This is a genomic window from Desnuesiella massiliensis (assembly GCF_001403615.1).
GTDB classification, from domain to species: domain Bacteria; phylum Bacillota; class Clostridia; order Clostridiales; family Clostridiaceae; genus Desnuesiella; species Desnuesiella massiliensis.
This window is the reverse complement of record NZ_LN879457.1, coordinates 178,960-194,986: the sequence shown is the minus strand read 5'-3', so window position 1 is coordinate 194,986 and position 16,027 is coordinate 178,960. Positions and strand designations below refer to the sequence as shown.

Annotated in this window: 19 protein-coding genes; 4 read left to right on the top strand and 15 right to left on the bottom strand. The window is 28.5% G+C overall.

Going from position 1 to position 16,027, the window contains the following annotated elements:
* Nucleotides 1-672: 672 nt before the first annotated feature.
* The 4 genes from BN2665_RS18785 to BN2665_RS18770 all read left to right on the top strand — a co-directional run bounded on the left by BN2665_RS18785 (nucleotide 673) and on the right by BN2665_RS18770 (nucleotide 5,024).
* Nucleotides 673-1,557 carry a radical SAM protein gene (locus BN2665_RS18785; RefSeq protein ID WP_055668657.1) on the top strand — a complete coding sequence of 295 codons (885 nt, stop codon included), beginning with the start codon at nucleotides 673-675 and terminating at the stop codon, nucleotides 1,555-1,557.
* Between the two features lie 385 nt (nucleotides 1,558-1,942).
* Nucleotides 1,943-2,971 carry a radical SAM protein gene (locus tag BN2665_RS18780; RefSeq protein WP_055668656.1) on the top strand — a complete coding sequence of 343 codons (1,029 nt, stop codon included), beginning with the start codon at nucleotides 1,943-1,945 and terminating at the stop codon, nucleotides 2,969-2,971.
* 4 nt (nucleotides 2,972-2,975) lie between these two features.
* Nucleotides 2,976-4,718, top strand: a complete 1,743-nt coding sequence (locus BN2665_RS18775) for an ABC transporter ATP-binding protein (protein ID WP_055668655.1) — start codon at nucleotides 2,976-2,978, stop codon at nucleotides 4,716-4,718.
* 15 nt (nucleotides 4,719-4,733) lie between these two features.
* Complete coding sequence (locus BN2665_RS18770) at nucleotides 4,734-5,024, top strand: PqqD family peptide modification chaperone (protein WP_055668654.1); 291 nt, start codon at nucleotides 4,734-4,736, stop codon at nucleotides 5,022-5,024.
* A 283-nt stretch (nucleotides 5,025-5,307) separates the two neighbouring features.
* On the opposite strand, the gene BN2665_RS18765 is transcribed toward BN2665_RS18770, so the two are convergent.
* From BN2665_RS18765 to BN2665_RS18700, 15 genes are all read right to left on the bottom strand, one after another.
* On the bottom strand, nucleotides 5,308-5,838 hold the full coding sequence (locus BN2665_RS18765; protein WP_055668653.1) for a 2'-5' RNA ligase family protein: 531 nt from the start codon (nucleotides 5,836-5,838) through the stop codon (nucleotides 5,308-5,310).
* Nucleotides 5,839-5,869: 31 nt separating this feature from the next.
* Nucleotides 5,870-6,067, bottom strand: a complete 198-nt coding sequence (locus BN2665_RS18760) for a hypothetical protein (protein ID WP_055668652.1) — start codon at nucleotides 6,065-6,067, stop codon at nucleotides 5,870-5,872.
* A 40-nt stretch (nucleotides 6,068-6,107) separates the two neighbouring features.
* The gene (locus BN2665_RS18755) at nucleotides 6,108-7,232 is read right to left on the bottom strand and encodes a suppressor of fused domain protein (RefSeq protein WP_055668651.1); all 1,125 of its coding nucleotides are present in this window, start codon (nucleotides 7,230-7,232) and stop codon (nucleotides 6,108-6,110) included.
* 88 nt (nucleotides 7,233-7,320) lie between these two features.
* Nucleotides 7,321-7,956 carry a hypothetical protein gene (locus tag BN2665_RS18750; RefSeq protein ID WP_055668650.1) on the bottom strand — a complete coding sequence of 212 codons (636 nt, stop codon included), beginning with the start codon at nucleotides 7,954-7,956 and terminating at the stop codon, nucleotides 7,321-7,323.
* A gap of 38 nt (nucleotides 7,957-7,994) precedes the next feature.
* Nucleotides 7,995-8,738, bottom strand: coding sequence for a phosphotransferase (locus tag BN2665_RS18745; protein ID WP_055668649.1), 744 nt, complete (start codon nucleotides 8,736-8,738; stop codon nucleotides 7,995-7,997).
* Between the two features lie 129 nt (nucleotides 8,739-8,867).
* Entirely contained in the window at nucleotides 8,868-9,422 is a 555-nt protein-coding gene (locus BN2665_RS18740) for a ribonuclease FAU-1 family protein (RefSeq protein ID WP_055668648.1), read from the bottom strand.
* A 22-nt stretch (nucleotides 9,423-9,444) separates the two neighbouring features.
* Nucleotides 9,445-9,570, bottom strand: coding sequence for a hypothetical protein (locus BN2665_RS27765; protein ID WP_278335908.1), 126 nt, complete (start codon nucleotides 9,568-9,570; stop codon nucleotides 9,445-9,447).
* Nucleotides 9,571-9,638: 68 nt separating this feature from the next.
* Entirely contained in the window at nucleotides 9,639-10,028 is a 390-nt protein-coding gene (locus BN2665_RS18735) for a GNAT family N-acetyltransferase (RefSeq protein WP_278335930.1), read from the bottom strand.
* Between the two features lie 27 nt (nucleotides 10,029-10,055).
* Entirely contained in the window at nucleotides 10,056-10,748 is a 693-nt protein-coding gene (locus BN2665_RS18730) for an HAD family hydrolase (protein ID WP_082435959.1), read from the bottom strand.
* A gap of 211 nt (nucleotides 10,749-10,959) precedes the next feature.
* Nucleotides 10,960-11,667 carry a class I SAM-dependent DNA methyltransferase gene (locus BN2665_RS18725; protein WP_055668646.1) on the bottom strand — a complete coding sequence of 236 codons (708 nt, stop codon included), beginning with the start codon at nucleotides 11,665-11,667 and terminating at the stop codon, nucleotides 10,960-10,962.
* 144 nt (nucleotides 11,668-11,811) lie between these two features.
* On the bottom strand, nucleotides 11,812-12,369 hold the full coding sequence (locus tag BN2665_RS18720) for a GNAT family N-acetyltransferase (protein ID WP_055668645.1): 558 nt from the start codon (nucleotides 12,367-12,369) through the stop codon (nucleotides 11,812-11,814).
* A gap of 283 nt (nucleotides 12,370-12,652) precedes the next feature.
* Nucleotides 12,653-13,084 (bottom strand): GNAT family N-acetyltransferase, encoded by a 432-nt coding sequence (locus BN2665_RS18715; RefSeq protein WP_055668644.1) that lies wholly within the window; start codon nucleotides 13,082-13,084, stop codon nucleotides 12,653-12,655.
* A 160-nt stretch (nucleotides 13,085-13,244) separates the two neighbouring features.
* Entirely contained in the window at nucleotides 13,245-14,153 is a 909-nt protein-coding gene (locus BN2665_RS18710) for an aminoglycoside phosphotransferase family protein (RefSeq protein WP_055668643.1), read from the bottom strand.
* A 170-nt stretch (nucleotides 14,154-14,323) separates the two neighbouring features.
* Nucleotides 14,324-14,800 carry a GNAT family N-acetyltransferase gene (locus tag BN2665_RS18705; RefSeq protein WP_055668642.1) on the bottom strand — a complete coding sequence of 159 codons (477 nt, stop codon included), beginning with the start codon at nucleotides 14,798-14,800 and terminating at the stop codon, nucleotides 14,324-14,326.
* 10 nt (nucleotides 14,801-14,810) lie between these two features.
* The gene (locus BN2665_RS18700) at nucleotides 14,811-16,001 is read right to left on the bottom strand and encodes an MFS transporter (protein ID WP_055668641.1); all 1,191 of its coding nucleotides are present in this window, start codon (nucleotides 15,999-16,001) and stop codon (nucleotides 14,811-14,813) included.
* Nucleotides 16,002-16,027 lie beyond the last annotated feature (26 nt).

Sequence of the window (16,027 nt, the reverse complement as noted above, 5' to 3'; positions counted from 1 at the left end):
GTTTCACTATTATCTTATGATGAATTAGTACTACATATTTATGATAAAGACGCTATAAGTAAAATAGACCTATTTCAGAATTTACTTAAATTACTTCCTAAGTCTGAAAATAAAGATTATGCTTTATGCGATAGTTGATATAGTTGTAAAGCCATTTTTAATACTTCTGTGCAGGCTGATTACAGCCATATTGATTCTTTAAAAACATGTATTTCTTTAGATACCGTACTAGTACTTTTAAATATTTTAGCTTAATATACTGAACGTTATTTTTAGAGATTGTAAAACCAATCTCTAACTTAATGGATATCAGACTAGGAGTTAGAGATCTATTGACAGGTATTTTTTGGTGATGATGATAAATTATACTTATTCTAAATAATATTCTAATGTTTTAATAACTTTAATATTGAAATAAACTAGCTAAAATGATTTACAAAAAAGTTATATGTCGCAAAAGAAGAATTGTTAAAAAAGTTTTGAATGTATTAAAAATATGATGAACACCGCCGGGCTACTTAATTATGAAATTATTCTAGTAAAAATTCACTATTATAGTTTTTACACTGTTAGTAAAGGTGAATCCATATAATATTTTATATTCTATGTATTTACATTTTTGTAATATTAAGTTATAATCTAGATAATTTGAGTCGAAAAGGATGTATTGTCATGAATTATTTTAAAATAAATAAAGCTACTTTATTTTATACAAACATATGTAATTTTAAATGCAAACATTGTTTTGTCAGTCCTCTTTTTAATGGAAAAAAAACTATGGACGAACTTTTATTCGAAAAATCATTAAATTTCTGTGTCACTAATAAGATTCAAAAAATATCAATAAGCGGCGGAGAGCCTATGTTATTTTGGAATCAATTTAAAAATTATATTAAAGACGTTTCTCAAAAGAACAACATATATTTTTCTATATGTACTAATGCTTATTGGGCAAAAATAACCGAAGAAAGGCTAATGATTATAGACGATTTAAAAAAACATGGTGTACGCAGATTAGAAATAAGCACTGATTCTTATCATCAAGAGTTTATTGATTTGAAAACTATTACTTCTTGTATAACTGATGCTCAAAATAAAGGATTAGATGTTATTGTAACTGTTTGTTTTGATAAATTGTTAGATGAATTTAATACAATAAGTGAAATAAATAGAACAATTTTAAGTACTGAAAATCTTAGGCTTAAGTTCATATCAAGTTTTGGAGAAGCTAAAAAAAATTGTATAGATACTGTTCAAGATATATCTTTCATTGAAAAATACAAATGTAATCAAATAGGATCTCCTATTATTACTTATACAGGAGATGTTTATGCATGTTGTGGACCTGCTTTCACTTTAGACGATAATAATTTCTATTTAGGCAATATACAATTTGATACAATTGAAAAAATTAACTTAAATTTATACTGCAATGAGAAAATTAAAGCTTTGAAAAATTCTAATTTGATTAATTTAGTTTCTAATTATAAAGAATTATTTAGTTCGCGAAAAATAAGTTCTTCTTGTGAATTATGTATTCATTTTATGAATAGTTAAATAATAGCTTTTAAATAAGAAATGCTCTTTTAAATAATTTTATAAAAGATAGGAGGTGTTAATTATGGCTTATGAAAAACCTGAATTTGAAATCATAAAAATAGGTGTAGTAGCTGCAGGATGTTCTTGCTCTGCTGATGATGCTAATCCATATATGGATGAAAGACCTCCATATTAATGAATAATATACAATATAGGGTTGCACCTCAATTTTTAACTTATATATGTACCACTTATCTTAATAAGTCATCATTCGAAGTGTTAGATACTTTAAAGTTCTGATATAGAAATCCTATAGCAGTTTTTCTTTAAAGATATAAATAACAATCTTAAAGTTTAAGGGCATTTCTTATTTATATAAAAATTAGCTATAAGGAGTATTAACATGCATAGTAAATTAGTAAATAATTTTAATAATAACTTAATAAATAATAGAATACCAATAAGAACTAGTATACAACTAACTCACAATTGTAATTTCAAATGTATTCATTGCTATCAAACACCTATAAAAAATCAATTTAAAGAATTATCTACTCAAGAATGGTTTAAAATTATAGATATACTTAAAGAAAATGGATGTATATATCTTGTATTTACAGGTGGTGAAGTTTTTACAAGAAAAGACTTTTTAGATATATATACATATGCATATAATAAAAATTTCAAAATAACTATAGTTTCTAATGGAAGCCTAATAACACATAAAATTATAGATACTTTATCTAAGTCTAAGCCTGAATCTATGGCAATAACATTATATGGTTCTAATAATAAAACTTATGAAGATTTTACTAAAGTAAAAAATGGATTTAATTTAGTTAGTAGTTCAATTCTTGAATTAAAAAAGCATAATATAAATATAAGAATACAAGCAATAGCTAATACCATAAATAAAACTGATATACAATCAATGCGCAACTTTGCCAAAGAAAATGAAATACACTTTCATATTTTTGGTAAAATAAGATGTTATGTTGATGGGAACTCTTGTCCTAAAAATTTACAACTTTCTCCTAAGGAATTGATAAACGTACAGTCAGAAGAAGAACATAATGCTTATAGAAATCTTTTAAAGAATCCTAGCATAACGTGGAATAATGGAATCAAGAAATGTAATGCAGGATTAACAAATGCATATATAAATCCTGAAGGTTATCTCTATTTATGTAATTTAAATGATGGAAATAAATTTTCACTATTAAATTACTCCTTTGAATATTGCTGGAGTAAAATTTTAAAAGAACGTAAATCTCAAATTGAAATTAGAACATACTGCAGTAATTGCACTAATAAGGGATTCTGTGGATTATGTGCTCCCGTATTCAAAAATGAATATGGCGATATATCTATACCTCCAAAAAATGAATGTTATTTTGCTAATGAAACCCGAAAAATTCTTTTAGAAGGATAGTTATATGTTTAAAAAGTTTAATATTGATAATTCTACTAAATTTGTATATTCATTTATGTTAAATAAGAAGCAATATATATTAGCATTTATATTGTTTACCGGAATAAATATATTTTTTAACATATTGGAGCCACAATTCGCCAAAGCCTTAATTGATAAATCTCTTAATAGCTCTTATACAAACCAAGTTTTATTTTTAGGTATTATATGGATAGCTATGTTCATTACTAAATATATTAGTAAATATACGTTTCAATATTTAAGTTTAAAGTTCAAAATTATGGTCTTTGGCGATATTCAGAAACATCTATTTAATCACATTTTAAAACTTCCCATGTCATATTTTCAGCAGAATTCACCAGCTTACATAGTGTCTAGACAATTTGATGATGTGTTTGGTATTGAAGGGTTAATGATATCTAACGTCATTGAAGGATTATTTAGTATTTTACAGTTTATAGTAATCTTAATAATAATGTTTAAATATAGTTTTTGGTTAGCTATAATTTCCTTGATTTTAATAATATCTGATATCATTATCAGTTTTTCTTTTCCATTAAAAAAATTATATAAAAGTCATAATGAAGCATCTGCTATAGTAAAGAAAGAATTAACTAATTCATTTCAAGGAATAAAACTCATCAAAATATCTGCTAAAGTATCTTCTGAAATGAAGCGTAATCATCAATTTCTAAAACAATATTTTGCTGCATTAGATAAAAGAGATACTATAAATATAGTAAGAAATATTAGCTCTAATTTTCTGAAAAACATAAGCACCCCTATTATTGTAATTATTGGAGTATTTTTGTTATATACTAATTCGATAACAGTTGGAACAATAACTTTATTTCTTATTTATTTTAACAAATTATCTCAAGCTTTTACTCCTGCAATGAACCTAATCCCTCTTTTTAAAATTTCAAAGGCTTCAGCGGAACGCTTATATGAAATTATTAATATTCAACCAGAAGAAAATAATCTAAATTATAGTAAAGTAACCCCTATTAGTCACATAAATACAATTGAATTTAAAGATATTTCATTTCACTATGAAGACAATATAAATATTTTACACAAATTAAACTTTAAAATAGAAAAAAATCAATTTGTTGCATTTGTCGGTCAAAGCGGTTCTGGTAAAACGTCCATTATAAAGCTCTTGTTAAAATTATTTAGACCATCAAATGGATCAATTTATATCAATGGTATTAATATAAATCTTATTGATACAAAAGCTTTACGCAAATCTATAAGCTATGTTGATCAACATGCATTTTTATTCAATCGATCCTTATATGAAAATTTAATTTATAGTTCTACTAATTCTATTTCAAAAGATTTGCTTACTAATTATTTAAGTGAATTATCTTTGGATTATTTAATTTCAAGTTTACATAATGGGCTAGATACAATGATAAATGAAGATTCCAGTAACCTTTCAGGTGGAGAAAAACAAAGACTCTCTATCATTCGTGAATTATTAAAAGAAAGCGATGTATTAATATTAGATGAGTATACAGCTTCTTTAGATTCAATTACAGAAAATAAAATTCATAATAAACTAAGAGAACTTGCTAAAAATAAAACAATTATTATAATTGCTCATAAATTATCAACAATAAAAAATGCCGATAAAATTTACGTTCTAGATAATGGATTAGTTATTGAAAGTGGTAATCATAATGAGTTAATGGCGCTAAAAGGCAAATATTACAATTTATATGTTAATCAACAAAATTATTAGAAAGGGCTTGGTATAATGATTAAAGATACACAATATATTCTAAATCCAGACTATGAGTTGAGAAGACTTCAAAACCAATTAGTATTAACTGAAAAAAATTCAGCTAATACTAATTCTGAATTAATTTTACTTAACTCAACAGGTGAATTAATAATTGAAAATTTGTTATCTAAAAAAAATTTTAAAGAATTGCTTACCATTGTATCCAAAGCTTTCAATATTCAAAGTGATCTAATATTAGATGATATGAATTCTTTTATAAATAATCTATTATCAAAAAATATAATTATTAAAATCGAAAAATGATAGAAAGTAATTAAATTTACTTTATTAGTTCCCTGATTATAATTAATCAAATATAATTGAATTAAATTATTCAAATAATAATCTCAGAGAGACTAGATAATTTTGTGTAATTAATAATTTATTTTTAAATATTACTGGAAATTTTGCTTTCCAGTAATATTTTTTATAGTATAAGCTGCTTAATTCTAGTATTAAACTAAAGGTAAAGAGCATATCTAATATCTATAGCTCCTAAAATTCTATTGTCTCCATTATGCACAAGGAAAATATATCAGAAGGAACTCTATCCTCTGGTAAAAGGAATATTAAGTTCTATAATTGAGTCTTCATTTTCATCAATGATTTCTACACTAATTTCATTAACAGTAGATTTAAAAGTATCCTCAGTATTTCTAGTTTCATTAATTGCCTTTTCAAATTCTTCTTCATTATGGAGGCTTCCAACAGTCATATGTGGCAAAAAAGTCTTTCCCTTTAGCCATTTTGGATAATAATCTTGCAAAATGCCTGTATATAACCTTTTGTGCAGTTCAACAATTTCATCATTTCCCTTTTGTATATTAAGAAATAAATATTTCCTAAAAGAATTCATCGGTGTAATTCCCTTAAGAGTGATTTCAAAGGGATTAATCTCAGCTAAAACAGATGAAATATGCTCTTTCAATTCATCAGTTTTTATATTGCTATCAAAGGGAAAAACAAGTGTTATATGTGGTCTTACATGTCTAGCAAGAGGATCATAGCACTCTCTAATTCTATCTATTATTTGTCCATTCTCGAATTTCGGGAAAATCATAATACATCTTTTTAACATCATTATTCCACCTTTCTTATGGTAATGCTTTCTATTTAACCTTTAATTCATTAAATTGGCTTTCTGAAGCTATATCTCCCAATTCCTCTAAACTACATTGTAATTCATTCTTTTCGTTATAGAGGTTAAATTCTTCAACTTTTGAAATAAGCTTTGAAACTACTATATATCCATTTTCAATTGATACTTCTTCTTTTATATTCTGATTATTATCAAACTTTATGTCCATTTTATTAATTTCAATGGGAATTTTCTTGTGTAAAACTCTCCTAAATATTAAACTTACTATTTCCTTTGAAAACCCATAAATCCTCTCTATTTCTTGAGTACTTCTCTATTAAAGCTTCACTGCCCTTATCTTCTGCAAACATTCTTTCCTCACTTGTTATAGGCACCATCCATAAAAGATTAATTACATCCTCTTTATTTAGTGGAAAATTTACAGTGGGCACATTATTAACTTCGTTGTCACTCAATAATAAAATGAAAGGAAATTCTCTAGAATCCGGCCATATCTGATCACAAGGTATAGTATGTCCATGACCTAACCATGTTTGACAATCCCAAGGAAGAGAAGTTTGACCGCTTACGTAAGCTAGAATACCATTTTTATTTTTATTGAACAGTTCCGTTTTCATTGCAAAACCTAGCTCAAAACGTCTATATTGTTCTGGTTCCTCATAATACATTTCAACCTTGGGTTGTGGTATTAATGACACACCTAAAGTGATTATATACGTTAGGTTATCTTTATTAATTGTTACCATTGCTTTTGGAGGCCAATGTCCTCCATCAATAGCATAATATTTATCATACTTTCCTAAGCTTCTTTCAATAGCCTGAAGGTATGCTGTTTGAACTTTCTCCCAGGAATCTTCGTTCCAATTGTCCCAAAATTCTTTTGATTTTCTTACTCTTTCAAATAAAACATTTTCAGAAGGACTTCCTAGTGGCCAAGCAAATTCAGAGACCTTTATACAATCTTTTGAATAACCAGGACATTGAGGATTTGACCAACCTGGGATAACACTTAAAATTTCTTTGTCATATAATAATGCAGCTCCATCACCTTCCTCAAACCAGACTATTTCAAGCTTAGATGGGTCTAATCTTTCAGCACCATTTGGATGAGCACAATAATCATAAGGTAGCATTGGAGCTTTACCGTCTCTCATGGCCTGAACATCCGTTTCTTTTGGAGCTTTTTCGTAGTTTCTAACCCAACATATGTTCATAAATTTTTCTTGATATTTAGGTTGTCCAAATAGATAAAAATATACACATCTATTATCTTCTTCAATAACCGCTTGAATATCACAATTAGGAGAATTTGATTCTATCAATATTCTTGGTTCTATATCTTTCTTCTTGCTCAATGAATCTTTTATTCCCATATTTAATTCCTCCCGCTCTTTATTAAACTTTTTGCGCACATGTCTATGCTTCTATCTGCGAAAAAATTATTTTTAGTAGTAATGCTTTCTATTTAACCTTTAACTCATTAAATTGGCTTTCTGAACTTATATTTCCCAATTCCTCTAAACTACTTTGCAATTCATTCTTTTCATTATAGAGGTTGAATTCTTCAACTTTTGAAATAGGCTTTGAAACTACTATATATCCATTTTCAATTGATACATCTTCTTTGATATTCTGATTATTATCAAATTTTATATCTATTTTATTAATTTCAACTGGAATTTTCTTGTCTTGCTTTGGATCCCATTTAGAATTATTGAAAGTTCCAAATAATATTGTATTTCCATCATAGTCAACTTTATTAATGCTAAAGCACATACTGATAGGCGTTTCTCCACTTGTCCATGCAATAGTATTATATTTTTCATCAATTAATAATAGATTAGTAAATCTATGTCCGTCGCCAGAATATTTTTCTGCTAATACTAAATATTTATCATTAAGAGACTTTATATTATAGATCTTCAGTTCGCCTTTATTTTTAGGTTCCTTTGCTAAATAATATTTGGATACAGCCTCTTTAATTGATTGCTCATTAGGCTTTCTATCTAAACCTGCTGTAGTCAAACTATTATTTTTACAACTTGCTAATGACAAGCAAAGTAGAAGAGATATCAATATTAATGTAAGTTTTCTCATGCTAAATACCTCCAATTTATTAATATTCATCTGAGAGCTTAATACGTCATATTTTCAAGCAACGAAAATATCTTTTCCCTTTCTCCTTCAATTTTATCACTGAGGCGTGCCGCCGCTATTACGGGTAACCATTCTAAAACATCTTTTTTATGCTTATTAGCTTTAGTGCAATACGTTTCTAAATACAATTCTGTCAATTCTGGAGAGTGAAATAAATACAACATATATGTACGGCAGACATCAGCATCTGCATAGCCATTAGTCGCATCAATCCAATCAATAATATAATATTTATTATCATGCTTTATGATATTATATCCATGGAAATCTCCATGACAAATAGAGTTTCCTTCTGGAAGCCTCTCTAGAATTTTTAATAGTCTATACTTCTTACTCTCATCAATCTCCATATTTCCTACTATTCTTTCTTTGAGTCTATTATTTAAGCTTGAAGGTAACTGTACATTTTTAGAATGTATCTCCATTTGCAAATCCACCATTATATCAATATATTTATTTATATTATCAATGTCTGCTAATAAACAATCATGTAAAGTAACTCCTTCAATATAATCCATTTTTATTGCAATATTATTATTAATATTTAGAACCTCATGTATCCTTGCAATAGGGATCCCTGCACTTTCTATTAATGAAGTTATCATTGCTTCGTAAAATACAGAAGCTTTATCATAGCCCTGTCTAAATACCTTTATGGAATTATTCTCATAAAGGTATACCGTTGCTTGTGCACCAGTTCCAATTTTTACATCTAAATTCATTTTATATCTCCCTTACTATCCATTAAGATTATCTATTTGCTTCATCATAATTTACAAAACTAAAATAACTTTTGACTTACATCACTTGATTTGAATATGACTAAGTGAATCAACTTCGTATCGTGCTTATCAATCGATATTTATATTCAATTGAGCTCTAAAAAATTCCAAATCATTGTAGCTCATATTTGATAGATATGTAACATCTTTTGCCACGCCATTAATAATTTGATTTGCTTCATTATAGGCAAGTTCAAAGTCCATTTGAGTAATATTTCCCTTTTCTAAAGCTTCTTTGAGTTCATCCTCATCAAACAAGGCTATTTCACCTGACGGAAATACAACAACATCAAGGTATAAGTCATCATAAAAAGGCTGCTTATGCATGTCAATGGAATTCTGTTTCGTTATATCAAAATACCATTGGATGATATTATTGCTTTCATCAAACATCGTGGTAACAGACCAATTCTTTTCAATTGGCAATCGTTGTATCCATACATAGCCATCATCTACAAGGCAAAATTGTCGTTTATCTAAATTGCATACTAGCTTCTCATACACTTTTTCTACAAATATTGCTGAAGCATAGCCATTAAATTGTTCTTGAAATGTATTAATTAATACGCATTTGCTTCTTTCTATCCTTTCCCAATTGCTTCGATCAATATATTTTCTTTTCATGCTTCACCACCTATCATATAAACTAATTTTCTTTTTTATTATCTACATCTACTTTTTTAAGATTAAATTCTTTAACTATATCTTCTTTAAATTCTTGTAATGCTTCTTTTACAACCATTTTAACAGCCTGTGCAATAATAATAATCAAAAAAAGTCCCCTACTGTTAGTCCCAAAATTATCTCCATATATTTACCCCTCAATAAATAATAAATTTCTTACTTCTTACGTTTATAAACTAAAGATAGCGGGCTATCTTCAAAACCTAATGCTTTATAGAATCCTTCATTCTCAATATCTCCTCTTAAAATGAAAGTAACTTGTTTATTGCTTTCTAATATGCTATTAACTAAAGCTTTACCAATGCCTCTTCCTCTATAATTTACATCAACCACTACATTATTTACTTGTCCATTAAATACATAATCAGTTGTACATCTAGCAAATCCAACCATTATTTTCTCATCCCAGTCTGTAACTACAATTTGAGAATTTTCCACCATTGCTTGAAGCCTACTCATATCTTCAGTTTTATCCTTCCATCCTACTTGATTAAATAAAGTTACTAATCGATGGTAATCAACTGTTTTATCTGTGAGATACTTGATTATAATCTCCCTCCATACAATTGACTTTTAAACTGTTAATAATATCTCTTTAATTTCTTTAAAATCCTTAATGTAATAATCCGCAAATCCCTTTATTGACTCATGTTGTTTTCTATCTCTTTTTAACAAATATTCTGTTAGTATGGTCTTCATTCCTAATTCTTTTGCTCCTTTCAGCTCATCCCCTCCACCATCTCCAACAAAAATGCATTCCTTTGGATCTACATTCATTTTTTTCAATGCAGCCTTATATATTTCAGACTGAGGTTTTAAATATCCTACTTCATATGAAAATATAGCATCATCAAATAAATTACTTAGAGGAGATTCTTCCCAATGCATCACATCAATTATATCTGCATTACTAATTAAACATATACTCTTTCCATTTCTTTTTATATCAGAAAGAACGTCTAGGATTGTAGCATCTACATCAATTAATGCTTTTTTAAATCTCTCTTCCCTTAATTTTAAAATTTCTTTTTTCTCAAATTCATTAATATTTATTTTCATTTTTTCAATAATACTCTCAATTATCTTTTCAGGACTTTTTTCTTTTCCCATGGCTCTTTTTACATACAATTCATGGTCTTCCGAATATCTTTCCCACTCCTCTTTTGTTATTCTTAATACATCATTTTCATTTCTTAAATCACTATATTTAGGTATTACTAAGGTAAAGAATAAGTCAAAAAATACAACTTTTATATCTCTCTTCATATTAACCCTCTCATCTTGCAATTGGAGGTCCATTAAATTCAATTTTATTACCTCTCAATTTATGCTTTACAACTCGCATAACACAATCCCCATCAATTACACCAAATCCATATTTTTGCATAAGAATTTCCGCAGTAGATGATTTTCCACTTCCTCAAGTACCTGTAATGGCAATTACTTTGCGATCACTATTTATTTATATAATCATTATTTAAAGTGACTTCTGAACCACATAGAATATTTTATATGCCTTATCATCAATTGGTGATAACTTGAAATCTTTATATCTATTCATTATTCGAAACCCAGATTCTAAAAGAAATTTATCCATCTCGTCAGCTGAATAAGCCTTTTGAATATGAATCTCTGATCCATCATTTCCAAAATCAAAAATAGTTTTACCTATTTTATGTTCCTTATCATATTCTAATATCTGTTTAAATTTTATTTCATCGAAGTCCCTATCAATTACTCCAAAATGCCTTTCTTCATATAAAGTCGGGGTATTTATATCAAAAATTAAAACACCATTATCATCTAAATGCAAGAAAATATTTTTGAGTGTTTTTTCCATCTTCGCATCACATGTCAAATAATTAATTGAATCAAATGCACAAGTTATCATTTGAAACTTCTTGTTAAATTTGAATTCTGACATATCTGAAACTTGAAAATCGATTCCCCTTGTATTTTCTCTTGCTATATTAATCATGTCCTCGGAAATATCAATTCCACTAACTTCAAAATTTCTACTATATAACTCTGAAGCAAGTATTCCTGTACCACAGGCAACATCTAGTACAGAATGGACCTTTAAGTTATAATTCTCAATAACATTAGAAATCAGCTCTGTATATTTAGAACTATATTTTCCCCAATCCCTACTATATAATTTTGATAATCTTTCATATGGCTTCATACTTAATTTCCCCCTTATTAGTTATCATTACTTTACCATTGTCCAAATATTGCAAATTTATAATTTATAAGTAATATTACGATATGGTGATGACCATCAGTAAACAATATCAAAATATCATACAATTATAACTATATCATGCTACTACTTTAAATCAGACTTCAAAACTGAGTACAATGCTAAGTCATAAAAGTATCCATGCTTATTAATTTTTACCTGCCTCATAATGCCCTCATATTTCATGCCAGACTTTTGCATTACTCTTCCTGATGCAGGGTTTTTAGTGTCATGCTTTGCTTCCAACCTATTTATACCAATGTTTTTAATCATATAGATGATAACAGCTCTTAAAGCTTCTGACATGATACCTTTCCCCCAAAATGATCTGCCTATATTATATGCCACCTCGCATGAGTAATATCTTTCGTTTAAATTCATAATAGAAATTTGTCCAATTATCTCTCCAATTTCTTTTAACTCAATGGCCCAATTATAGTAGTTATCATATATATAGGTATTAATCCAATTTTCAACAACTTGCTCTGTTTCACTTAAATCACTATGGGGACTCCAACTCAAAAATTTACATACTTCACTATCAGTTGCCCAATTTTTGAACATATACTCAGAATCGCTTAGCTTAAATTTACGCAATATGAGCCTTTCCGTTTCAATTTTTTGTGTACCTTTATGCACTAGCATTTTTTATTACCTCCGCTCATTTTCATTTTATTAGCGGTAATTATATATTGTTTCATTTGCAACCTGCGTATATTTACTAATCCCATTCAATTGTAAGCAGCGCTGATTCCTCAGAGTACTTTGAATTGATCTCATTCAAAATCATATTTACTTAATTATACAAAAGGTAACCAGTAATTTCAAATATTTAGAATAATTACATGTCCTTCCTTAAAAATAAAACACCTCCTATAAAGAAAGTGCTTATTCTTAATAAATTCTTATGCTTGGTTTTAAAATGACCTTACCCATTAAATATCTCCATGTATCTTTCAGGGTTGCTTAGACTATTAAAGCCAAACTTTTTATAAAACTCCTGTGCATCTCTTGTAATAAGGCACCAGCGTCTTAAATTTTGTAGATCTGGATGTTTAAACATACATTCAACAAACCATTTTCCGAGTCCATTACTTCTATAGTTTTCATCAATTATCACATCACATAAATAAGCGAAGGTAGCGCAATCTGTTATAACTCTTATGAACCCAATTTGTTTATCCTTATGAAATAAAGAAAAGCATAATGAGTTTTCTAGAGATTTAATTATTACATCTCTAGGGCGTGAACTTGCCCAATAGGATTTTGAAAGAAGCAAACAGACCGCATCAATATCTATGTTTTTAAAATCTGTAGTTACATAAAAATCATCCTTTTCATAGCTTACTGCTTGATACATACCTAAGTTATCCCTCCTTTTGTAAACATACTATATATGTTGCAATAAAAATCTTACATTTCTTAGATGCAAAATTCCACTGCTTAATAGGTTCGACCCTAGGAATTTTGAAGCTAAAGAAATGTACTTAGATTTTTGCAACCTATATATATTAAAAATTTTAATCATACCATTGAGGCTTTAATTTCTCAAAATATTTATGATCTTCTAATATTAAGCATAAATTTTCTAACATAGCTGGTAAGCCCTTTGGATCATGTCCTATAGTCCATATTATTGAAGAGAAGATACTCATAGCTGCATATAGGGCATAAAGCCTCCAAAATTCCTCTGGTATATTTTCAGAATTGAAATATCCCTGTATTTGCCCTATGCTAAAAGGAACACTTACAGACCTTCCAAATAAAGCAACCTTACAAAAATCATGGATAGGATCTCCCCAATCATATCTGTTAAAGTCTATGGTTCCAGCATAATGCTTATTTTTTATTATAATATTAGCAGGATGAAAATCATCGTGCTGAAAGGTGTTAGGTCTCTTTTTTAGATATTTTTCATTTTCCTCAATAAAAGCTATGATTTTATCCTCATTTTTTATTTTAATACCGCAGTTTTTATAGGCCTCTATATATTTCTTATTTTTAAGAGATTTTCTTTCGTACCAATTACTTATGGAGCTATCTGCTTCAAGATTATGCATCTTTTTAAGCTCTCTGCCTGCTTCTAGACCTATTTTAAATTGTTCTTCTCTGGAATATTTAGGCAGTATCTCTTCGCCATCTTCTCCTTCTATATAGCTAAGAAGCATATAGCAAATTTCCAGTTCCTGCTGCAAGCCTATGGATATGGGCTTAGAGGATCTCACGGAATACTGATGAAGCTTTTTTAAGGTATTATATTCATTTAGTTTAGATTGAAACTCTTTTATATTAGATACTCGAAGCAATAGCTTAGTATTTTTATTCGTTACTAAAAACTTTTTATCATTGGAAAAGCCTTTATTTATCTCTTCTATGCTTGTGCTATTGCTTATCTCTGGTATATATTTTTTTAAATCTGCTACTTGCATAACCCTTCTCCTTATATAAGACATCTCCATAAAAATAACTAATCAGTCTACTCGTCTATTTTGCGTAATACTGCGCGCACAGACCCCATATTAATGAAACCTGTGTCCTTGTCTTACGCAAAATATACGATCCATCTTTGGCTAATTACTTTTTTACGATGCCTAATTCTTTATAAATATTTTATAAAATGTACGTCTCCAATTTTCTCTTTGTATTTGATGTATCCACACTTAATATAAAGCTTAATGGCCTCATACCAATCGTGATTGGTTTCAATTAGTATTTTTTTATAGCCTTTAGATAAAGCTAATTTTTCAAGCTCAGCTATAATTAATCTTCCTATGCCTCTTCCTCTATAGACTTTATTCACAGACATTCTAACTATTCTGCCTATGTTATGAAATTCTTTAATCAATGCTCCCGTAGCTATGACTTCGCCTTTATAGGAGGCTACCAAAAATATTCTCTCCTTACTTTCATCATAGTGTTCTAATATGTTTTCTAAATCTGGATTCATTTTAGCATCATAGTTTTCAAAATGTTCTCTTAGTCCGTTAACTACAGTTTCTACTGCTGCTCTTTTGTTAAGTGCATTAAGTTTTTCGTATATAATTTCGTTTAATTCTATATTGATAACGCCTTTCATAATACTCTCCTTATGATAATTTTTTATTTCCTAATCTAGATTTCATATATTTTAAAGCTGGTAATGTCATTAATAACATTGTTAAAAATAAAATTTTGTGAGTTAAAAAAATGTCTACAGAATCCTTTAAAAGCCCCATAAATGGGAAAGCCAAAGCTATGGCTACATTAGTACATAAACTTTGAAAGGATAATATGGTAGCACGTTTGTCAGAGGGTATATGTTTATTCATATATTTCGTTATAGCAGGTCTATAAACTCCTCTGGCAATCTGCTGCAATAATATTGCTATTACACCTATCCATATTTTACATATTCCTAATATTAAAAAAGATATTATCATCAAGCCTGCCATAAAGGTTAGTGTTCTAGGTTTGGTTTTATCCATTATATAGCCACTTCTTTTGGAGCTAAAGGCCGCTGTAATATTAAATACGAAAAAAATGAGCCCAAAATACCTTACAGGTATATTAACTGCCTCCATATAAGGCTGAAAGTACCAAAATCCAGTTCTATAAAATATAAAGAACACCATGGAAAACACTATGACAGCCTTTAATTTTTCATGACCTAAAATATATTTACCGCTATTTAGCACCTGTCTCCAATAATTTTTTTCTCTTTCTCCTGCTATTTCTATAGTAGGCTCTTTAAAATACAAGGTGATTATAAAGGTTATTAACATAAATATTATGGATAATATCATGGGTAAATAAATATTCACTTCATACACAAAGCTAGATATTATAGATCCTATGGCCTGGGCATATAATGCCAGTGATCTTGCCTTTCCCTCCACCTTAGAGTAACCCTTTTCTCTACCAGAGGCTTTTAATGAATCATAAATCATGGCACTATCTGCCCCAGATTTAAAGGCTGCTCCTAAGCTAAAGGTAATTTCAGCTAAAGCAAAAATAACAAAATTAGTTCCTACAATATAAAAACCTAGGCTTATGGCCCATAAGATAGATCCTAGTAATAAGCTTTGTTTTCTTCCTATTCTATCTGCTACAGCCCCAGTAGGTACTTCAAATATTACAGTGCCTATGGCAGAAATTGATTGTAGCAGCATTATCTCAGTAAAATTTAATCCCTTTGCTATTAGAAACAGAACCATTATAGGTCCTAAAATTAATAACTCTGCAAATGTAGAATAAAAATAATAAATCCTCTCATTTCTTAAATAACCATCCCTCATCATTCTCTTAATCCCCCAAAAAATAAAAA